25 protein-coding genes are annotated in these 21,692 nt (G+C 40.4%); 24 read left to right on the top strand and 1 reads right to left on the bottom strand.

The window, feature by feature from the left end; genetic code table 11:
- Positions 1-23: 23 nt before the first annotated feature.
- The 24 genes from fliM to tsf all read left to right on the top strand — a co-directional run bounded on the left by fliM (position 24) and on the right by tsf (position 20,611).
- Positions 24-1,004, top strand: coding sequence for a flagellar motor switch protein FliM (gene fliM, locus DW650_RS01900; RefSeq protein ID WP_006857484.1), 981 nt, complete (start codon positions 24-26; stop codon positions 1,002-1,004).
- A 1-nt stretch (position 1,005) separates the two neighbouring features.
- On the top strand, positions 1,006-2,184 hold the full coding sequence (gene fliY, locus DW650_RS01895; RefSeq protein ID WP_117921788.1) for a flagellar motor switch phosphatase FliY: 1,179 nt from the start codon (positions 1,006-1,008) through the stop codon (positions 2,182-2,184).
- Positions 2,185-2,222: 38 nt separating this feature from the next.
- A complete protein-coding gene (locus tag DW650_RS01890) occupies positions 2,223-2,582 on the top strand; it encodes a response regulator (protein ID WP_117921790.1) in 360 nt (119 codons plus the stop codon).
- A gap of 1 nt (position 2,583) precedes the next feature.
- The gene (locus tag DW650_RS01885) at positions 2,584-2,955 is read left to right on the top strand and encodes a flagellar biosynthetic protein FliO (protein ID WP_243094198.1); all 372 of its coding nucleotides are present in this window, start codon (positions 2,584-2,586) and stop codon (positions 2,953-2,955) included.
- 7 nt (positions 2,956-2,962) lie between these two features.
- Positions 2,963-3,862: a flagellar type III secretion system pore protein FliP gene (fliP, locus tag DW650_RS01880; protein ID WP_118208932.1), complete on the top strand. Its 900-nt coding sequence runs from the start codon at positions 2,963-2,965 to the stop codon at positions 3,860-3,862.
- An 80-nt stretch (positions 3,863-3,942) separates the two neighbouring features.
- Positions 3,943-4,212, top strand: a complete 270-nt coding sequence (gene fliQ / locus DW650_RS01875) for a flagellar biosynthesis protein FliQ (protein ID WP_117921794.1) — start codon at positions 3,943-3,945, stop codon at positions 4,210-4,212.
- Positions 4,213-4,220: 8 nt separating this feature from the next.
- Complete coding sequence (fliR, locus tag DW650_RS01870; RefSeq protein ID WP_118208931.1) at positions 4,221-5,000, top strand: flagellar biosynthetic protein FliR; 780 nt, start codon at positions 4,221-4,223, stop codon at positions 4,998-5,000.
- 1 nt (position 5,001) lies between these two features.
- Positions 5,002-6,141, top strand: coding sequence for a flagellar biosynthesis protein FlhB (gene flhB, locus DW650_RS01865; protein WP_118208930.1), 1,140 nt, complete (start codon positions 5,002-5,004; stop codon positions 6,139-6,141).
- Positions 6,138-8,183: a flagellar biosynthesis protein FlhA gene (gene flhA / locus DW650_RS01860; protein WP_118208929.1), complete on the top strand. Its 2,046-nt coding sequence runs from the start codon at positions 6,138-6,140 to the stop codon at positions 8,181-8,183. The genes flhB and flhA overlap by 4 nt, the downstream gene beginning before the upstream one ends.
- 1 nt (position 8,184) lies before the next feature.
- Entirely contained in the window at positions 8,185-9,465 is a 1,281-nt protein-coding gene (gene flhF, locus DW650_RS01855; RefSeq protein WP_118208928.1) for a flagellar biosynthesis protein FlhF, read from the top strand.
- A 4-nt stretch (positions 9,466-9,469) separates the two neighbouring features.
- Positions 9,470-10,348 (top strand): MinD/ParA family protein, encoded by an 879-nt coding sequence (locus tag DW650_RS01850; protein ID WP_117921801.1) that lies wholly within the window; start codon positions 9,470-9,472, stop codon positions 10,346-10,348.
- Between the two features lie 12 nt (positions 10,349-10,360).
- Entirely contained in the window at positions 10,361-11,122 is a 762-nt protein-coding gene (locus DW650_RS01845) for a flagellar brake protein (RefSeq protein WP_243094197.1), read from the top strand.
- Positions 11,119-12,183: a protein-glutamate methylesterase/protein-glutamine glutaminase gene (locus DW650_RS01840; protein WP_118208926.1), complete on the top strand. Its 1,065-nt coding sequence runs from the start codon at positions 11,119-11,121 to the stop codon at positions 12,181-12,183. Before DW650_RS01845 ends, DW650_RS01840 begins: the two co-directional genes overlap by 4 nt.
- 1 nt (position 12,184) lies before the next feature.
- The gene (locus DW650_RS01835; protein ID WP_117921807.1) at positions 12,185-14,302 is read left to right on the top strand and encodes a chemotaxis protein CheA; all 2,118 of its coding nucleotides are present in this window, start codon (positions 12,185-12,187) and stop codon (positions 14,300-14,302) included.
- Positions 14,303-14,317: 15 nt separating this feature from the next.
- Positions 14,318-14,764, top strand: coding sequence for a chemotaxis protein CheW (locus DW650_RS01830; RefSeq protein WP_006857472.1), 447 nt, complete (start codon positions 14,318-14,320; stop codon positions 14,762-14,764).
- Between the two features lie 81 nt (positions 14,765-14,845).
- A complete protein-coding gene (locus tag DW650_RS01825) occupies positions 14,846-15,466 on the top strand; it encodes a chemotaxis protein CheC (protein WP_117921809.1) in 621 nt (206 codons plus the stop codon).
- 12 nt (positions 15,467-15,478) lie between these two features.
- Positions 15,479-15,964, top strand: a complete 486-nt coding sequence (locus tag DW650_RS01820; RefSeq protein ID WP_117921811.1) for a chemotaxis protein CheD — start codon at positions 15,479-15,481, stop codon at positions 15,962-15,964.
- Between the two features lie 20 nt (positions 15,965-15,984).
- Positions 15,985-16,260, top strand: a complete 276-nt coding sequence (locus tag DW650_RS01815; RefSeq protein WP_117921813.1) for a hypothetical protein — start codon at positions 15,985-15,987, stop codon at positions 16,258-16,260.
- Positions 16,261-16,280: 20 nt separating this feature from the next.
- Positions 16,281-17,045 (top strand): FliA/WhiG family RNA polymerase sigma factor, encoded by a 765-nt coding sequence (locus DW650_RS01810; RefSeq protein ID WP_117921815.1) that lies wholly within the window; start codon positions 16,281-16,283, stop codon positions 17,043-17,045.
- Positions 17,046-17,070: 25 nt separating this feature from the next.
- Positions 17,071-17,394 carry a hypothetical protein gene (locus DW650_RS01805; protein ID WP_117921817.1) on the top strand — a complete coding sequence of 108 codons (324 nt, stop codon included), beginning with the start codon at positions 17,071-17,073 and terminating at the stop codon, positions 17,392-17,394.
- 65 nt (positions 17,395-17,459) lie between these two features.
- Positions 17,460-18,089, top strand: coding sequence for a DUF6115 domain-containing protein (locus DW650_RS01800; protein ID WP_243102834.1), 630 nt, complete (start codon positions 17,460-17,462; stop codon positions 18,087-18,089).
- Entirely contained in the window at positions 18,086-18,667 is a 582-nt protein-coding gene (locus tag DW650_RS01795) for a hypothetical protein (RefSeq protein ID WP_118208924.1), read from the top strand. The genes DW650_RS01800 and DW650_RS01795 overlap by 4 nt, the downstream gene beginning before the upstream one ends.
- 236 nt (positions 18,668-18,903) lie before the next feature.
- Positions 18,904-19,647: a 30S ribosomal protein S2 gene (gene rpsB / locus DW650_RS01790; protein WP_022112309.1), complete on the top strand. Its 744-nt coding sequence runs from the start codon at positions 18,904-18,906 to the stop codon at positions 19,645-19,647.
- A 28-nt stretch (positions 19,648-19,675) separates the two neighbouring features.
- Entirely contained in the window at positions 19,676-20,611 is a 936-nt protein-coding gene (gene tsf, locus DW650_RS01785; protein ID WP_117921823.1) for a translation elongation factor Ts, read from the top strand.
- Positions 20,612-20,693: 82 nt separating this feature from the next.
- Here tsf and DW650_RS01780 read toward each other — a convergent pair whose 3' ends face one another.
- Positions 20,694-21,578, bottom strand: a complete 885-nt coding sequence (locus DW650_RS01780) for an AraC family transcriptional regulator (RefSeq protein WP_118208923.1) — start codon at positions 21,576-21,578, stop codon at positions 20,694-20,696.
- Between the last annotated feature and the right edge of the window lie 114 nt (positions 21,579-21,692).

Below are 21,692 nucleotides of genomic sequence, written 5' to 3'. Positions count from 1 at the left end.
ATTGTGTTAGGTGGTGAGAAAGAATGGGTGAAGTCTTATCTCAAAATGAGATAGATAGTTTGCTCAAAGCGTTAAGCAGTGGTGAACTTGATGTAGATGAAATGAAAGATGAAGATAAAAAACAGGTCAAAAATTATGATTTTGCCCGTCCTGCAAAGTTTTCAAAGGAACATCTGCGAACGCTGGAGATTATCTTTGAACATTACGGAAGACTCTTGTCAACCAATCTTCCTGTTTATTTACGGAAAAATGTTCAGGTTGAGGTGATGAACTCAGAAGCAGTTACATATTCAGAATTTTCAAATGCGTTATCGAATCCTGTATTACTTGGAATTGTAAATGCATCTCCATTGAATGGAAGCATTGTCATTGAGATGGCACAAAATCTTGGATATGTTGTAGTAGACAGAATGTTAGGTGGAAAGGGAGTGCCTCTGGATAAACCGAGGGATTTCTCGGAGATAGAATTGCTGATCATTGAGCGGATATTTAATGTGGCAGTAGATCTTTTAGTGGAGCCGTGGGAGAATGTATGTGAGTTAGAACCCCGGTTAGAGCGTATTGAGACGAATTCGCAGTTCGCACAGATTATATCGCCGACGGAGATGATAGCTCTGGTAACGCTCAATGTTAAGATTGGCGATGTGGAGGGATTACTGAATGTATGCCTTCCATATCTGACTTTAGAGAGTATTATGGACAAACTGAATACCAAATACTGGTATTCGAGTCTGCAGGAAAAGGATGAACAACAGTATACAGAAACGATCGAGGCACTTATTTCAAAAGCACCAATGCCGATCAAAGCTGTACTTGGTAACAGTTCCATTTCAGTAAATGATTTTTTGGGACTGCAGGTAGGAGATATTATCCGGCTGGATACGAAGGTTGATCAGGAACTGAGTGTCTTTGTTGGAAGTATAAAAAAATTTACTGCTCTGCCGGGAGAAACCGGTGATGACTATGCAGTAAGAATTACATCAGTGATTAGGGAGGAGCAGTAAGATGGATGGAACGATGTCACAGGAAGAAATCAATGCTTTACTGAACAATCCTTCAGGTACAGATGAAAATCCGGAAAATACATTGACAGAACAGGAAAAAGATGCGATCGGTGAGATCTCGAATATCAGTATGGGAACAGCGGCAACTACACTGTTTTCACTGGTAAACCGTAAGGTTGAGATTTCCACCCCAGTGGTTGCGTTTGCAAACTGGAGTGATATATGTGACGCATATGAAAAGCCATGTGTATTTATACGAATTGCGTATACCGTGGGATTAGATGGAAGCAATATCCTTGTGTTAAAGGAACATGATGTAAAAGTTATCACGGATCTGATGATGGGCGGTGATGGAACAAATACAGATGGAGAACTTGGAGAACTTCACCTGAGTGCAATCAGCGAGGCAATGAACCAGATGATGGGCTCGGCAGCAACATCATTGTCTTCCATGCTGAACAAGGTAATTGATATCAGCCCGCCAAGTGCAGATCTGATAGATTTGCAACAGACAATTGATGAGAGTCAGATTGATGAGTTCCTTGCAGGTGAATTTGTAAAAATTTCATTCCGGTTAGAGATTGGTGATCTTGTTGATAGTGAGATCATGCAGTTATATCCTGTTTCTTTTGCAAAAGAAATGTGTGCAAATGTAACAAGCAATATGGAAGAAGACAGTAATTCCACTGCAGGAATGAGTGAAAAAGAGAACACCCAGAGTACACCGGCAGCTCAGCCGACACCAGCACCGCAGCCACAACCTCAGATGGCAGCACAGCAGCCAATGATGGGACAGCCGATGATGGGGCAGCCAATGATGGGTCAGCCGATGATGGGACAACCAATGATGGGTCAGGAGATGTCGCAGATGTATGGACAACAGCAGGTAAATGTACAGCCGGCACAATTCCAGGCATTTACTGGAGCAGTACCGGGGAATTTTCAACCGGAAAATATTGATTTGATTATGGATGTACCACTTGAAGTTACGGTAGAACTTGGAAGAACTTCCAAATCAATTAAAGAAATACTTGATTTTACACCGGGAACCATTATAGAATTAAACAGGATTGCCGGAGAACCGATTGATGTTCTGGTAAATGGTAAATTCGTAGCCAAAGGCGAGGTAGTAGTAATAGAAGAAAGCTATGGTATACGAATTACTGAAATTATAAAATAAAAAACAAAAAAGAAGAGTTAAAGATAGGAGAGAAAATTATGGCTAAGGTTATGATTTGTGATGATGCTGCATTTATGAGAATGATGATTAAGGACATTCTTACAAAGAATGGTTATGAGATTGCAGCGGAGGCTGAAAATGGTGCTATTGCAGTGGAAAAATATCCTGAAGCAAAACCGGATCTGGTATTAATGGATATTACTATGCCGGATATGGATGGTATCCAGGCACTTAAAAAAATCAAAGAGATCGATCCGAATGCAAATATTATCATGTGTTCTGCAATGGGACAGCAGGCAATGGTTATTGAAGCGATTCAGTCAGGAGCAAAGGATTTTATTGTTAAACCATTCCAGGCAGAGCGTGTACTTGAGGCAGTAAAAAAAGTAGTGGGTTAGTATGATCTTATTAAGCGCTTCTTTTCGAAGTCTGATGCAACTGATAGGAGTACTGATCATATTTGTGTTTGTTTTGATTATTACCTACTTTACGACAAAGTGGGTAGGTGGTTTTCAAAAAACACAAATGTCCAAAGGAAATCTTACGGTTCTTGAAACAATCCGGATTGCAAATGGTAAATTTTTGCAGCTTGTTAAAGCTGGAGAACAATATTTTGTTATCGCGGTGGGTAAGGATGAAGTAACGAAGATTGCAGAACTTACAGAAGATCAGCTATCAGTCCGTACATCAGATGATATGAAAAATTCACAGGAAAGCTTTCAGGAGATATTTCATAAACTGAAGGATCATTTTCCAAAAAAGCAGGATTGATGGAATTATGACAAAATTAAAAAAGACATATTGTATACTGTCATTAGTATTTGCAATAGCAGTATTCGTGGCAATGCTGTTTGTCTCACAAAACAGGACAACTGTTTATGCAGCCTCCATGGATACGGACAGTATAAGTACACTGGATAATGCGGCGGCGGATACCGCCACAGGCTCAGGCAGTGGGTCAGACAGCAGAGGTGGTCTGTCTATCTCGATAAATAATGATGAGGCAGGAGTTTCTTCGGAAGTACGTGCATTATTGTTACTGACAATTATTGCAGTATCGCCGTCACTTTTGATCATGCTTACATCATATACCAGAATTGTAATCGTACTTCATTTTTTAAGAACGGCAATAGGAACACAGACGGCACCGCCAAACCAGATTTTGATAGGTCTGGCATTGTTTTTGACATTTTTTATCATGTGGCCGACGTTTCAGCAGATTAATGAAAATGCAATCCAGCCATTGGATAATGGAGACATTACGATGGAAGAAGCATTAAAAGAAGCAGAACAGCCGATTCGTCAGTTTATGTATGGACAGGTGCAGCGAAAAGATGTCAAACTTTTTATAGATATGGCTGGTGACAGTTATGATATTGACAGTGCCGCACTTGAAAAGGAGTATGAAGAATCCGGACAGAGTGCATATGATGCGATCCCGATGACGATTATGATTCCATCGTTTATAATCGGGGAACTGAGACAGGCATTTATCATGGGATTTGTAATTTATATCCCGTTTATTGTAATTGATATGGTAGTTGCATCTGTGCTTATGTCTATGGGTATGATGATGCTTCCACCGACAACAATTTCGCTGCCATTTAAGGTATTGCTGTTTATATTGGCAGATGGATGGAATCTTGTAATAGGAAGCGTAGTAAAGACATTTTATTGATGATAGAATGTTTGAAATGCGTATATTCTCTTATGGACGCAGATTAATATGTATACAGATAGCAAAGAGGTGAGAATGGAATGACAGAAGGACAGGTACTTGATATAGCAAAAGAAGCGATTTATACGATTATAATCTGTTCCGCTCCGATGTTGATCATTTCACTGGTTGTTGGTTTGATTGTCAGTATTTTCCAGACGGTTACATCTATTCAGGAGCAGACATTGACGTTTGTTCCTAAGATCATTGCAGTATTTGTTGGCATTATGATTTTTGGATCATGGATTCTGACAAATCTGACTGAATTTGTGACGACGTTATGGTCGAATTTTAGTATATATCTTGGTTAGGACGCTCTATGTTAGAATATACGTTTTCATTGGCTAATTTTGAAATACTGATATTAATATTGGTTCGCATATCGTGTTTTGTGTACATCGCTCCTTTTTTTGGGACAAGGAATGCACCTTCACAGGCAAAGATAGCTTTTTCGTTCTTTGTTGCGCTTTTGGTCTATGGTTTTGTTGATAAGACAGCAATCGAGTATACAGGTATGATTGGATATGCGATAATAGTGTTAAAAGAAGGAATTACAGGGTTGCTGATAGGATTTGCTGCAAACATTTGTAATTCCATTATTTTATTTGCGGGAAATATTATTGATATGGATATCGGATTATCCATGGTGACTGAATTTGACCCGACAATGAATACGCAGGTAACGATCACTGGAAACCTGTACAATTATTTTATACTTCTTCTTTTGATCGCAACAAATATGCATCATGTGATTTTACAGGCGGTGGTGGATTCTTTTACGGTAATACCGATCAATGGTCAGATCTTTAACTGGGATTCCCTTGCAGGTTCCATGACACAGTATATGACGGACATGTTTGTAATCGGATTCCGGATTTTTCTCCCGATATTTGCCTGTATGATGATTTTAAATTGTATCTTAGGTATTCTTGCAAAGGTTGCACCACAGATGAACATGTTTGCGGTTGGTATGCAGATGAAAATACTGATTGGTCTGGGAGTTTTATTCCTGACAGTTTCATTGCTGCCGGGGATTGCCAGTTTTATATTTACCGAAATGAAAAAAATGATGGTTTTATTTATAGAGGGAATGTACTAAGGTGGAACTGAAAGACAGATTACTATTTGCATATGACCTTCAGTGGTTTGCAAAAGATGGACCCGGAGGAGAAAAAACAGAGCCGGCAACGGAAAAAAAATTAAGAGAAGCGCGAGAGGATGGTAAGGTTGCAAAGAGTAAGGAACTTACGGCTGCATTTGACCTGATCGTATTATTTCTTGTATTAAAGATTTTTATTTCGTGGATCGGCAACGGTTTCTTAGGAGTTTTTCATTATGTATATAAGCTGATGCCTGATTTCGTGGCTGTTAATGCAATGGAGTCTTCTACAAAGGAGATTACTTCCTTTTTACATAATGTATACATAGAAATGTTTCAGATGGTCGCACCTTTTTTTGCTTTTGGTGTTGCGGTGACGGCCCTTGTAAGTATCCTTCAGGTAGGATGGAAAGTTACGGCAAAACCGTTGAAACCCAAGGGGGATAAATTTAACCCGATTAATGGGTTTAAACGTATTTTTTCAAAAGATTCGTTGTTTGAGCTGCTTAAATCTATATTAAAAATAGGTTTGATCATATATGTTGCCTATACATCCATAAAGGGTGAGGCAGATGATATTTTTATTTTATATGATATACCGTTAAATCAGGCAGTTGTATTGTGCGGTGATGTTATAATTAATGCAGGTTTTAAAATCAGCCTTGTTTATCTGGTGGTCGGAATTGTAGATTTTATTTATCAGAAACATCGTTTTAATGAAGATATGAAGATGACCAAGCAGGAATTAAAGGATGAGTATAAAAATACAGAGGGAAATCCTGAAATCAAAGGAAGACAGAGACAGCGTATGAGGGAGGCTTCCCAGAGACGTATGATGCAGGATGTTCCAAAAGCAGATGTGGTCATCACGAACCCGACACACCTTGCAGTTGCAATCAAATATGATGCCGAGGTGTCAAGAGCTCCGATCGTTATTGCAAAAGGAGAAGATTATCTTGCGAAAAAGATTCGTGAGAAGGCAAAAGAAAACCACATTGAGATTGTTGAAAACAAACCACTGGCGAGAATGTTATATGCAAATGTAGATATTGGCTCAGAAATACCGCCTGAATTGTATCAGGCAGTAGCGGAAATTCTTGCTATGGTATATAATATGAGAAACAGGGAGGATAGGTCATGAAGAAAGCTGACATAGGTGTTGCACTGTATCTACTGGCTGCAGTCATCTTTTTTATAGTGCCAATCAGTTCCACTTTACTCGATGTTATGCTGGCACTGAATATTTCAATCGCATTGATTGTTCTTTTTAATACACTGTTTGTAAAAGAAGTACTGGATATGTCTTTTTTTCCAACATTACTTTTGTTTACAACAATTTTTCGAATTTCCCTGAATGTATCTTCAACACGACTGATCTTAACCACTGGTGCCCCGGGTAATGTTGTACAGACATTCGGTCAATTTGTTGGTGGCGGTGACCTGATCGTCGGTGCCATCGTATTTATCATTCTGGTTATCATCCAGTTTGTTGTCATTAATAAAGGTTCTGAACGTGTTGCTGAGGTAACAGCGAGATTTACACTTGATGCGATGCCTGGTAAACAGATGGCAATCGATGCTGATTTAAATACCGGAGCGATTACGGAAAAACAGGCGAGAGAGCGAAGAAATAAGATTCAGGAAGAGTCCGCATTCTTTGGTTCCATGGATGGTGCTACCAAGTATGTAAAAGGAGATGCAGCTGCTGGTCTTATCATCACGTTTGTAAACCTTGCAGGTGGAACTATCATGGGTATACTGCGAGGTGGAATGAGTTTTCAGGAAGCCATTGAACATTATGGTGTGCTTACGATCGGTGATGGATTATCTTCACAGATTCCTTCACTTCTGATATCGCTTGCAACCGGTATTCTTGTAACGAAGGCATCTAAGGAAGCTGACTTTTCCAATATTCTTGTCAGTCAGTTATTTGGAATCCCAAAAGTATTATATATTGTAGGTACCACCTTAGCGGTACTAGGAATCGCAACTCCGTTGAATACTTTGCTGTTTCTTGCATTTGGAGCAACTTTTATTATTGCAGGACGACAGGTAGATAAGAATATCGGTATTGAGAGCATAGAGGAAGAAGTCAATACGGCGGAGACGGAAGCGGAAGAGATACGAAAACCAGAGAATGTTGTGTCGCTTCTTCAGGTTGATCCGATTGAACTTGAATTTGGATATGGTATTATTCCATTAGCCGATGTAAACCAGGGAGGAGATCTGTTGGATCGTGTTGTTATGATACGACGGCAGATTGCTCTTGAACTTGGTACTATCGTACCGATTATTCGTTTGAGAGATAATATTCAGCTAAATCCGAACCAGTATATCATTAAGATCAAAGGTGTGCAGGTAACAGAGGGAGAAATCCTTTTTGATCACTATATGGCAATGAATCCAGGATATGTGGAGGAAGAGATCACAGGTATTCCTACGTTTGAACCTTCATTTCATCTCCCTGCTATCTGGATCACGGAAAGTCAGCGTGAACGTGCAGAGAGCCTTGGTTACACAGTTGTTGATCCGCCATCGATCATTGCAACACATCTGACGGAGGTGATCCGGTCACATATTGCAGAGCTGCTTACCAGACAGGATGTGCAGAATCTTGTCAATAATCTGAAAGAGAGCAATCCGGTATTAGTGGACGAGCTGATTCCTAAAATGCTTGGACTTGGCGAGGTTCAGAAGGTATTACAGAATCTGCTGGATGAGGGAATTTCAATCCGGGATCTTCTGACAATTTTTGAAACGCTTGCCGATCATGCAGCAACAACAAGAGATACGGATGTATTGACGGAGTATGTACGTCAGAGTTTAAAGAGAGCGATTTCCAGCAAGTATTTCCCTGCAAATGAAACAACCAGTGTCATTACACTTGATCCGAAGGTTGAGCAGGAAATTATGGCTTCCGTAAAACAGACGGAGCAGGGTGCATATCTCACACTTGATCCGGAGACAACAAAAGCAATTATGAATTCTGTACAGAATGAAGTGACAAAACTTGAAAACATGGGTAAAACTCCAATTGTGATCACATCTCCGATTGTACGAATGTACTTTAAAAAATTAACGGAAGATTATTTTAAGGACTTGATCGTGGTTTCATATAATGAAATTGAGTCTAATGTAGAATTACAGTCAGTAGGGATAATCAGCAGGGACGGTGACAAGTGAAATGACCATAAATAAGTATCAGGGAAAAACGAAAGAAGAAGCAATTGAAAAAGCAAAACAGGAGCTTGGCGAAGGCGCGGTTGTGATGAATGTTAAGGAGATCAAACCGACAGGTATGTTTAAGGCCTGGAAAAGTTCCGTGTTTGAGGTTACAGCAGCAAAAGAAGAGAAAGATGATTTTGTAGATCCAAGACAGGTTGCCGATCTGGCGGCAAAAACAGTTAAAACATTAAATCTTGCAGCAGATGAGAAAATCAGTCCAAAAGAGTTCTCAAATGACAGAACACAGGATATCCTGTCAGGACGTCTTACAAGTGCACCGGAACTGCATGCACCAGAGCTGCATGCATCAGAGCTGCATGCAAAAGATGGATTGGAGAAAAGACTCGAAAATCTTTCTAATATACTGGAAAAACAGCTGTCTGTTGAGGAAAGCAGACAGAAGGAAGTAAAGGAAGAGGAAAAAGAACATCAGGTTGTGAACCCGGAGGGATTGCAGTTCATAAAAATGCTTTACAGAACGCTGCTGGAAAATGAGGTAAACGAAAAGTATGTCAACCAGATTTTAGACGAAGCAGAGAAAGTGATGCACAGTGGAAGCAGCGTGGATGTGATATTGTCAAATGTGTACCAGAAAATGATCTTAAAATTAGGACAGCCGGATACAATCTGTGTTACCGGTAAAAAACCGAGAATTATTTTCTTTGTTGGCCCGACAGGTGTGGGAAAGACAACAACGATTGCCAAGATTGCCTCTAAGTATAAACTTGAGATGGGGATGAAGATTGCGTTCCTGACAGCGGATACTTATCGTATTGCTGCTACGGAGCAGCTTCGGGTGTATGCCAATATCTTAGATGCACCGATGAGCATCATTTATTCTTCCGAGGAGATGAATGCCGCGATTGAAAGAGTCAGTGAATATGATCTCATTTTTGTAGATACGGCAGGTTTTTCCCACAAAAATGATGAGCAGTGCAATGATATGAAAAAAATGCTTGCGGGACTTGATGAAGCATATGAAAGAGAGGTATATCTGGTAGTCAGTGCGACAACTAAGTATAAAGATCTTCTGGAAATTGCTGACCGTTATAAAGAGATTGCCGATTACAAGCTGATATTTACCAAATTGGATGAAACTGAGGCTTATGGTAATATTTACAACATCAAGATGTATTCGGGAGCACCGCTTTCCTACATGACAAACGGACAGAATGTGCCGGATGATATAGAGGAATTTAATACACAAAAAATAGTAAAACAACTTCTGGGAGGCAGATAATGATATGGATCAGGCTCAAAATCTCAGAAATGTAATTAAAGTAAAAAATCAGAGCCGGAAACTGGATGCACGTGTGATTACCGTGACGAGTGGAAAAGGTGGAGTTGGAAAATCGAATGTTGCAGTGAATCTTGCTGTGCAGATTAGTAAATTAGGAAAGAAAGTACTGATTTTTGATGCTGATTTTGGACTTGCCAATGTTGAGGTTATGTTTGGAGCAGTTCCCCGTTATAATCTGGGAGATTTTCTGTTCCAGAGAAAGAGTATGACAGAAATCATAACAGAAGGTCCTATGGGGATTGGATTTATCTCAGGTGGAGCAGGGGTCTTATGTATGAACCAGCTGGCAGACGAACAGATCAGATATCTGATCCGTGGTTTATCTGAATTAGATCAGTATGCAGATGTGATCCTGATCGATACAGGAGCGGGGATATCAAATCAGGTTATGGAGTTTGTCATGGCGAGTCCGGAAGTTCTTGTTGTAACAACTCCTGAACCGAGTTCTTTGACCGATTCCTATTCATTGCTTAAAGCATTATATCATAACCCTTTATTTTCACGCGAACAGACAGATATCCGGATCGTATCAAACCGTGTGGTATCTAATGAAGAGGGACAGCAGGTATATGAAAAATTGAATTCTGTAGTAGAACAGTTTCTGGATGGTTCTGTGAATTATCTTGGGATGATTCCTCAGGATCACATGCTGGAACGTTCGGTAAGACAGCAGAAACCTGTTTCACTGAATGCACCGATGGCAAAGTCAGCAAGAGCATTTGAAACTATGGCAGCGAATCTGATTTTACAGGAACAGAAAATACCGGATAAACGGTTGGGAATTGCCAGAATGTTTTCAGATTTCTGGTGGCAGAAATACTAAGGAGGAATGGATATGAAGGTTTCAGACATTATACGTATAGGCGATAAGATTGATATCCGTGTTCTTCAGGAAGTTGAACAGGCAGAAAAAACGGATGTCACTGTTAAAACATATAAGAGTAAAGTACTTGATTTCCGTTCAAATGGGAATATGGAGATAGCAATGCCAATGGAGGCGGGTAAACTGGTATTATTACAGCTTGGTGTCCGCTATGAACTCGTGTTTTTCTCACGCGAGTCACTGTATCGAGCCGTTGGTCAGGTAAAAGAACGATATAAAAAAGACAATATATATATGCTTGAGATGGAATTGAAATCCCAGCCGGAAAAATTTCAACGGAGAGAATACTTCAGATTTCCGTGTCTGCTCGATTTTAAATATTATGAACTGACGGCTGAACAGGCTATGCTTGACAGTGTGGAGGCTATTTTTTCAGAAATCCGTGATGAACACTTTTATGAGAAAGAACGAAAAGGAAAAATCATGGATTTAAGTGGCGGAGGAATCCGTTTTACAACAGAACAGGAGCAGAAACCTGGTACGTGGATATTGGCAGAATTAAGGCTGAAGAGCCAGACAATGGATAATCAGTATTATATTGTTGCAAATGTGATAGAATCAGGTAAAATAGAATCAGCGGCGGAATATGGATTTATGTCGCGTGCAAAATTCAGTATCAAGAATGATCGTGTAAGGGAAGAAATTATTCGTTACATCTTCGAAGAAGAGAGAAGAATGCGTCAGCAAAATGGCAGTGAGAGGATAAAAAAATGAAAAAAAATATTCTTGTTGTTGATGACTCTGCACTCATGAGAAGGGTGATCTGTGATATTATTAATTCGGATGAAACATTTCAGGCAATCGATACCTGCAGAGACGGTCTGGATGCACTTGAAAAATTAAGAGCAAAAAGATATGACGGTGTGGTATTGGATGTTAATATGCCGCGGATGGATGGACTTGCTTTATTAGAGCAGCTTCAAAAAGAAAAAATCCGTGCTACGGTCATCATGGTCAGTACTACGACTACAAAGGATGCCGAAGTTACCATGCTTGCCATGGAACGGGGGGCAGTTGATTTTGTGCCGAAGCCGACGAATGTGATCGAGGCAAAAGGTGAAGCATTTAAGGGTAAGCTTCTTGGAGTGCTGAATGCAGTTTTAAAAACACAGAAGATGGCTTTGGGCAGCAAATCGGCTGCAACACCGGAAAAAGTAGTCTTGCGCAGAAACACAGAGCCGGTTCGAAGCAGAAATAAATTAGTTGCATTGGCATGTTCGACGGGAGGTCCGAAAGCTCTTCAGAGTGTGATTCCATATCTTCCTAAAAATCTGGATGCACCAATGGTTTTAGTGCAGCATATGCCTGCAGGATTTACAAAATCCATGGCAGACAGACTTAACGAAGTCAGTGACATACATGTCAAAGAGGCGGAAGATGGAGATATCCTCAAAAAGGGAACGATATATATTGCTCCCGGCGGAAAGCATATGGAAATAAAGAAAAGTCCTGACGGAAGCCATAAAATCAGACTCAATGATGAATTGCCTCCTATCGGCGGATTAAAACCGTGTGCAGACATTACTTATGATTCGTTGCGAACCTGTGGATATGATCAGATAGTGTGTGTTGTACTGACCGGTATGGGAGCAGATGGTACCAAGGGAATAAAATCCTTAGCAAAGAGTAAGCCGGTATATGTGATATCGCAGAATGCCGAGACTTGTGTGGTATACGGAATGCCTAAGTCGATTGCTGAAACCGGACTGGTAAATGAAGTGGTTCCTCTTACACAGGTTGCTCAAACAATAACAAAGAATGTGGGGGTACAGTAATATGGATGTAAGCCAATATCTTGAGATTTTTATTGATGAAACAGAAGAACATCTGCAGACTTTAAGTGACTGCATTATGGAACTTGAAAAAGAACCGGAAAATATGGATACTATAAATGAAATTTTCCGTGCAGCCCATTCCTTAAAGGGTATGGCAGGTACCATGGGATTTAAGCGCATGCAGCGACTGACCCATGATATGGAAAATGTTTTTCAGGAAGTCAGAAGTGATAAAGTTAAAGTTAACAGTAATATGATCGATCTTCTTTTTAAATGCTTAGATGCCATTGAAAGCTATCTGAATAATGTAAAAGCAAGTTCTGACGAGGGAACAGAAGATAATGAACTGATCATCAAAGAATTGAATGATTTTATCGCCGGTGAAGAGAATGCTGAGAAAAAAGCAGAAGAAGCTGCTCCGGCACCAAAAGAAGAAAATACAGATGAAGCAGCTAAGAATGGTGAAAAGAAGTATTTTGAATTTGAACTGAACGAGACAGACCGTACAAAGTTAAAAGAGGCTGAGAATAATGGTTTACATATTTATGGAATGACCGTATATATTCAGAAAGAATGTCTCTTAAAGGCAGCACGTGCGTTTTTGGTGTTTAAGGCTGTAGAAGAGTTTGGACAGATTCTTGTATACAACCCGACATCTCAGGAAATTGAGGACGAGCATTTTGAAAATGATTTCAGTTTCTTTATCGCATCCGAGGAAGCATTCGATAAAATTTTACAGGCAGCACAGTCTGTATCTGAAATTGAAAAAGTAGTCGGCGAAGAAGTAAAATGTGACGTGCTTGCAGAAAAACAGGCACAGGCAGAAAAGGCTGCAGCAGAAGAGGCAGCAAAGAATGAGACACCGGTTCAGGCAGAGACAGCACCGGCTCCGGAAGTAAAAGCAGCACCGGCGAAGGCTCCGGCAGCACAGAATAATAAAAAACAGACTGTTGCAAAACCAGTTACAAACAGAACGGTACGTGTTGATATTGAAAAACTGGATGCATTAATGAACCAGGTATCAGAGCTTATTATTGCAAAGAACAGTCTTGTTGCGATTGGCTCCACAGAGTCCGGTGATTTCCAGAATCAGACTTATCATGAGCAGATTGAATATCTTGAGCGTATCACAACCAATCTTCATGAGTCGGTTATGAAAGTTCGAATGGTTCCAATCGAGAGCGTTGTAAATAAATTCCCTCGAATGATCCGTGACCTGTCAAGAAAGCTGGACAAAAAGATGGAGCTTTACATGACTGGTGAGGATACAGAGCTTGACCGTACGGTTGTTGACCAGATCGGTGATCCTCTGCAGCACTTACTGCGTAACTCTGCTGACCATGGTCTTGAGGATAACGAAACACGTATTGCTCTCGGTAAACCGGAAGTGGGAAGCATTTTCTTAAATGCATTCCAGGAAGGCAATAATGTCATCATCCAGGTCGGAGATGACGGTGCCGGTATTGATGTGGCTGCAGTACGTGATAAAGCAATCGAGAGAGGCATTATTACAGAAGAACAGGCTGAGAGCATGAGCCAGAAAGATATTATCAATATCCTGTTCCTTCCAAGTTTCTCAATGTCCAAAAAAATTACCGATATCTCAGGACGAGGTGTTGGACTTGATGTAGTAAAATCCAACATTGAAGCATTAGGTGGTGATGTTGAAGTTAAGACAGCAATGGGTGAGGGTACAACTTTTACAGTACGTCTGCCGCTTACTCTTGCAATTATCCAGGCTCTGATGGTAGAGGTAAGAGATGAAAAATATGCGATCGCACTTGGTTCCATCTCCAATATTGAGGATATTCCGGTTAAGGATATCAAGTATGTGGAGGCACAGGAAGTAATTCATCTGCGTGGCAAGGTTATCCCATTAGTACGGCTCGATAAAGTGCTTGATCTTGAGCCAAGGGAAGAACCGGAAAGCCTGACCGTTGTTATTGTAACGAAAGGTGACAGCATGGCGGGTCTTGTAGTTGATAACCTGATCGGACAGCAGGAAATCGTAATCAAGTCACTTGGAAAATACATTGACAATAACAAGCTGATCAGTGGTGCAACCATCCTCGGAGATGGCGAAGTTGCATTGATCTTAGATGTGAATACGTTAATGTAATGGAGGGTACTTAGCATGGCAAATAATAATCTTGAAACAACGGAAAAAGAATCCAAACAATATATCGTTGTCATGGTGGGCAGTGAACAGTATGGAATTGATATCAGCTATATTGATAACATTGTCCGCATGCAGAAAATTACAAGAGTTCCGAAAGTACAGACATATTTTAAAGGTGTGATCAATCTTCGTGGTGAGGTTGTTCCGGTTATGAGTGTACGCAAAAAAATGGGACTTGAAGATGATGTGCTGACAAATGCAAGCAGAATCATTATCTTAAAATTAGAGGAAAATGCTTCTTTAGGTGTCATCGTAGATGAAGTAAGAGAAGTTGTAAATTTAAGTGAAGATGAAATTGATAAAGTTTCTAACAAAGGAAGATTTATCAATGGAATCGGAAAGCATGGAGATCAGCTGATTTCCCTGCTTGAGATCAATGCACTTGTAGAGGAAAATAATTAATGAAAAGGTGGGGTTTTATGAAACATAAAATCCCACCGGATCTTTATCTGATGTGCAAAATGAGAGGAGAATCAGCAATTCATGGGAAATTTAACGTTGGAAGACGTAAATAATATGTATCTCGATGTCTTAAAAGAGATTGGTAATATCGGTGCAGGAAATGCAACTACCGCAATTGCAAATATGCTTGGCATGAAAATCGACATGAATGTCCCGAACGTAAAACTGATGGAAGTTTCAAAATTAGGAACGGCTGTCGGAGCGGAGGATGAAACAATTGTTGGCATTTTCTTAGAGGTGCTGAATGACATCGAAGGTAGTATGATGTTTCTGGTAGATATTCCATCGGCACGTTATCTTGTTAACAAACTGATGATGGAAGATGTGCCGGCAGATAAACCATTTGATGAAATGGAATTATCTGCGTTAAAAGAAATAGGAAATATTATTGCAGGTTCTTATCTGTCAGCCCTTTCTTCTATGACGAATCTTGTGATTTCTCCGTCTGTTCCTTATATTGCCGTAGATATGGCAGCTTCTATCTTAAGTGTGCCGGCCATTGAGTTTGGACAGTTTGGTGATAATGCACTGTTGATTCAGACTGAGATCTGTGCGGACGTGGCAATCAATGGATATTTTATATTGATGCCAGAGCAGGGGTCCTATGAAAAGATATTAACGTCACTTGGAATCTCACTGTAAGGAGAAGGATATATGAGCGAAGTAATAAAAGTGGGCATGGCAGATTTGAATATATGTAAAGCCCCTGATGTTATTACAACTTTGGGATTGGGCTCGTGCATTGGACTGGTATTTTATGATCCGGTATCAAAAGTTGGGGGAATGGTTCATTATATGCTCCCGGACAGTACAAAAGTCAGAAATAACAGCAATATCGCAAAGTTTGCAGATACAGGGATTGATGAATTATTACGCCGTGTAATTGCGGCAGGAGCAAATAAGGGCAGATTGATCGCTAAAATTGCCGGCGGTGCAAAAATGTTTGAAGTGAGTGGTTTGTCAGATGTTGGTAATATTGGTGCGCGAAATGCAGAGGCGGCAAAAGCAAAATTAAAGCAGCTTGGAATCAGGCTTGTTGCAGAAGATACAGGACTTAATTATGGTCGTACTGTTGAACTTCATTGTGATACAGGCGAGTTTTATATCAAATCAGTAGGCAAACCTTTAAAGATTATCTGATAGAAAGGCATGGATGCATTATGAAAACAAAGCCGATACCAGCTATCGTTATGCTTGTGGCAGGACTGGTTGCCTGTATTGCGGGAATGGCGGGACATATGGAAACCGGCAGATTTGTAAAAATGCTGCTGGTTGTCTTAATTGTGTTTTATATTATTGGCGGGATTGTAAAACTGTTGATTGATAAAAATTTTAAGGATATGGAAGAGGAAACCACGGATGGTGAAGAAACTCCGGCAGAGTCAGAAGATCAGGCAGAACCGGAGCAGGAAAGCGATGAACAGGATGACGAATAACTGAAACGTGGGGGCTTCATATGAAAACGGTAGAAAAAGAAAAGCTCTGGGAGGAATATCGGAAAAATCCTTCCGCGGAGCTGCGGGAGAAAATTATTATCGAGTATGCTCCACTGGTGCGGGTTGTGGCAGGACGGCTTAGCATGTATCTCGGATATAACGTAGAGTATGAAGATCTGGTTAGCTATGGTATATTTGGACTGATAGACGCAATAGATAAATTTGATCGTGGAAAAGATGTAAAGTTCGAGACGTATGCAAGTTTAAGAATACGTGGATCCATATTGGATCAGATAAGAAAAATGGATTGGATTCCACGGACGGTGCGGCAGAAACGCAAGAAGATCGAGGAAGCGATCAAGCAGATCGAAACTAAGACAGGGCAAAATGCTTCGGATGAAGAAATAGCAAAAGAATTAGGAATCGGTGAGGAAGAATTAAATGACTGGCAGACGCAGTTAAATGTCACAAATGTTATCTCACTGAATGAATTTGTGGAGCAGGGCGGAGAACCTGTGATGGATGCAAAAAATAATTCACATTTCATCCAACCCGAGGAGTCTGTTCAGGAAGAAGAACTGAAAAAAGTTCTGATGGAGTCACTGGAGCTTTTGACAGAAAAAGAGAAAAAAGTTATTTTATTATATTATTATGAGGATCTGACGTTAAAGGAAATAAGCAGCATCCTTGAAGTCTCGGAATCGAGGGTTTCGCAGCTTCATACCAAGGCATTGTTAAAAATGCGTAAAAAGATGGGAAACTATATGGGAATACTGATTGACTGACAGAAGAGTCCGGAGGTGATATGTTATGTCGATAAGACCAGTTGATTTGAGTGGAATGATACAACGAACGCAGGACATTGGCAACATTAAGCATGCGGAGGACAGCAGACCGATCGTAGATCAGTATAACATTGAGGTAAGGCAGGAAAAACAGGAATCTGATTTGTCCCACAAAGTACAGGACCCGGAACAGAAGGATAATCAGGAATTTCGATATGATGCCCGGGAAAAAGGAAATAACAGTTATAACGGTAGTGGGAAAAAGAAAAAAAAGCATGGTCAGTCAGAAGAGGATGAAGGAAGTGTTCATGTTAAGGAACGCAGGACCAGCTTTGATGTCAAAATATAACGAAAGGCGTAATAGTTGATATGACGGGAATAGTATTTTTTTTGCTTCTGACGGGGGTTGTTTTTATGGTTGGAAGTTTTTTTATCACGGAACGCTTATCTCCATCCGAATTAAATAAGATTGCAGAGTTAAGTAAGGACGAATTGGGCAGAATCATTGACGGTGCTCTGTCAGATGCCAGCAGTAAAGTAGAGGAGGCAATTCAGACACAGATCGATGCTTCTTCGGAACAAGTGGAGCGTGCACTGGAAAAAGAAACAAATGAAAAGATCATGGCCATCAGTGAATATTCAGATACAGTCATGGAAAACATGAATAAAACCCATAATGAGATCATGTTTCTTTATAATATGCTGAATGACAAACATGCAGAGCTGACAGGTCTTGCTACTGATCTGCAGAAGATCGCAGCAAATGTCAAGAGTATACAGGATGGGTTGTCAAAGAAAAAAGCACCGGAGCCAGTTCCTGTGGCGAAGCCTGAGTCCGTAGAAGAAAAAGTGGAAACAAAAGAACAGAAAATCCCAGTCGTAAAAAAGAAAGAAAATCCTGATACAGAGGAAAACCACACGGGTAAGATTCTTGAAATGCGCAAAAAGGGAATGCAGAGTGTTGAGATTGCAAAAGCACTAGGAGTAGGACTCGGAGAGGTTAATCTTGTACTTGGACTTTATAAAGGGGATACAGATTCGTGAAGCTAAAATATTATTTAAGAGGACTTGGTATAGGTATCATTGTCACAACAATTATTCTTGTAAGCTGCTTTTCAATGCAGAAACCTAAAATGACAGATGCACAGATCATTGAAAAGGCATCCCAGCTTGGTATGATCATGCCGGAACAGGACAGTGTAGTCGCTGCAGAGACAGAAACCACAGAACCGGAAGAAACACAGCAGAAAAATGAACAGCAGGTGGCAGCAGAAGAAGCACAGCAGGAGACAGAACAGCAGACAGAAGTGCCAAAAGAGCAGGCAACAGAAGAAACACAGCAGGATGCGCCGTCAGAAGATACAGAGAATGCAGAAAGTGAAGAACCAGCACAGCAGGAACCGTTTACGCTTGTTGTAAACCGTGGAGATGTATGCAGAACAATGTGTGAGAATCTTGCTGCCAATGGTGTGATCGATGATTCGGAAGGGTTACGCAAATATTTGAGTGAAGTTGGTTATGCTTCCTTTATCAGTGCTGGAACCTACCAGATTCCGTATCACGCATCTTATGAAGAAATTACAAATATTTTAAAAGCCGGACCGATGGAACAGCAGCAATAAAATAGAATAAAATAAAAAATACGCTCCAATCAGAAAAAAGTACTTGATTCTGGTTGGGGCGTATGTTATAATTTGCAAGGTTATGACGGAATAAAAAAGAATATTCCAAACAAACACATGTGTGGACTGACAGGCTGGTGCCAGATGGTCGTCTGAAAGAATGAAACACATGGAAGCAACTTATAAAAAGCCTGACGCACAGCTTTTTATAACAACAAAAACCAGGAGGTAGAAACATGAGCGTTATTTCAATGAAACAGTTATTAGAGGCAGGTGTTCACTTTGGACATCAGACAAGAAGATGGAACCCTAAAATGGCTCCATACATCTACACAGAGAGAAACGGAATCTATATCATTGATTTACAGAAATCCGTTGGTAAAGTAGATGAGGCTTACAAAGCAGTATCTGATATCGCAGCAGCAGGTGGCACAATTCTTTTCGTAGGAACAAAGAAGCAGGCTCAGGATGCAATCAAGACTGAGGCAGAGCGTTGCGGAATGTTCTATGTAAATGAGAGATGGTTAGGTGGTATGCTGACCAACTTCAGAACTATCCAGAGCCGTATTGCAAGATTAAAAGAGATCGAGACAATGGCAACAGATGGTACTTTCGAAGTATTACCAAAGAAAGAAGTTATCGCACTGAAAAAAGAGTGGGAGAAATTAGAGAAAAACCTTGGTGGTATCAAGGAAATGAAAAAGATCCCGGATGCAATCTTCGTTGTAGATCCTAAGAAAGAAAGAATCTGTATCCAGGAAGCTCATACATTAGGAATCAAATTAATTGGTATCGCTGATACAAACTGTGATCCGGAAGAGTTAGATTATGTAATTCCGGGTAATGATGATGCTATCAGAGCCGTTAAATTAATCGTATCTAAGATGGCAGATGCTGTTATCGAGGCTAATCAGGGTGCAGAGATGACTGCAGAAGAAGCAGAGTCTGCAGCAGCTGACGAAGCAGTAGAGGAAGCATAAGAACAAATTAATTTTGGAGGATTGAAAAATGGCTATTACAGCAGCTATGGTAAAAGAACTGCGTGAGATGACTGGCGCAGGTATGATGGATTGTAAAAAAGCATTAAACGAGACTAACGGAAATATGGACGAGGCTGTTGAGTTCTTAAGAAAGAACGGACAGGCTAAGGCTGAGAAGAAAGCAAGCAGAATCGCAGCAGAGGGTCTTTGCACCGTTGTTGTAAAAGATGATACAACAGCAGCAGTTGTTGAAGTTAACTCTGAGACTGATTTCGTTGCTAAGAATGAGACATTCCAGAATTTCGTAAAAGCAGTAGCAACTCAGGCTGTAAACTCTGATGCAAAAGATATGGATGCATTTATGGCAGAGGCATGGAACGAGGATGCTTCTAAGACTGTTAACGATGCATTAGTAGAGAAAGTAGCTGTAATCGGAGAGAACTTAAAGATCCGTAGATTTGAGAAAGTTGTTGCTGAGCATGGCTGCGTAGTTTCTTATGTACATGGCGGCGGAAGAATCGGTGTTATCGTAGACGCTGATACTGATGTTGTTAATGATGCTGTAAAAGAGGCTATGGTTAACATTGCAATGCAGATCGCAGCTTTAAATCCAAAATACGTTTCCAGAGACGAAGTAAGTGCTGATTATATCGCACATGAGAAAGAGATTCTTTTAGCTCAGATCATGAACGATCCGAAAGAGTCTCAGAAACCGGAGAAAGTTATCAACGGTATGATCGAAGGACGTATCAGCAAAGAGTTAAAAGAAGTATGCTTAGTAGATCAGGTATACGTAAAAGCTGAGGATGGAAAACAGACCGTTGCTAAATACCTTGAAGAGGTTTCTAAAGCAGCTGGATGTACTGTAAAAGTTAAGAGATTTGTTCGTTTTGAGACTGGTGAAGGTCTTGAGAAGAAACAGGAAGATTTTGCAGCAGAAGTTGCAGCTCAGATGAATGCTTAATTTGATATTGTGCTAAGTTCCTGAACATATTGATAACCCTTATGAATGATGCAGACATCATTTATAAGGGTTATTTTTGACTCTAAATATTGATCTTCCGCTGGAAAGTTCCTGGTGTCATTCCATATTTCTTTTTAAATTCCCGATGAAAATAGGATAAATTATTAAATCCACAGGAGAGAGAGACCTCAAGAGAGGATTCCGCACCCTGTTCGAATAGCTCTGCTGCTTTTTCCAGTCGGATATTCCGTACATACTCCATGGCAGATTCTCCCATATATTTTTTGAAAAAACGCATGAAATGGTATTCGCTGAAACAGCAGATGGATGCGAGATCGGCGATTGATAAAGGCTCAGCATAATGCTGTTCAATGAATTCTAACACGGCTTTCAGTTTGCTGGTGTGTTCATTGGAAAGCTGGGAAAATGCAGAATCTTCCTGACAGAAAGGAAGCAGCAGAGCGATCAGTTCTAAAAGGAGAGACTTGATCTTCAGTTCATAACCAATGGATTTACTATGATAAAGCTGACTAAGCCTTTGAAAAATCGACAGGGCGTCTCCATAGATGGGATGTTCTTTTTTTATGATATAAGGAGGAATTAATTTTTGCATTGCAAGCGGCGCGAGATATTTGACTGCACAGATATCCGCGTTTCCCATGCCAAGATAATTCATATGAAAAACATATGTTTCGGAAGTCATTACCGGATCTGTGTCAGCGTGGATAGAATGAAGGACTAAAGGTGGTACAAATATAAGATCTCCCACATCTGCAGAATAGGGACAAAGCTGTATCTGATAGGTACAGCCTCCGTTTGTAATCATTGTAAACTCAGCCTCATCGTGCCAGTGCGCAGTGACTGCCGGACAGGTGGCAGACAGGTTTGTGACATAGCATTGCAGAGGAAAGAGCTGTTCACCGTGTTTTGCTTTTTCTTTTTGGTCTAAAGATAAACTGATTGCCATAAAAACTCCATTCTGCCGGTGCAGATTTTGGTCTGTATATGCGAATCTGCTGCCAGCTTTTTTACTACCTGAAAATACACAATATATCCAAGCATGAGTTGCCTCGTGTAGGGT

This window comes from Roseburia sp. AM23-20, from assembly GCF_003470905.1.
Taxonomy (GTDB): Bacteria; Bacillota; Clostridia; order Lachnospirales; family Lachnospiraceae; genus Roseburia; species Roseburia rectibacter.
This window is presented reverse-complemented; position numbering and strand designations above follow the sequence as displayed.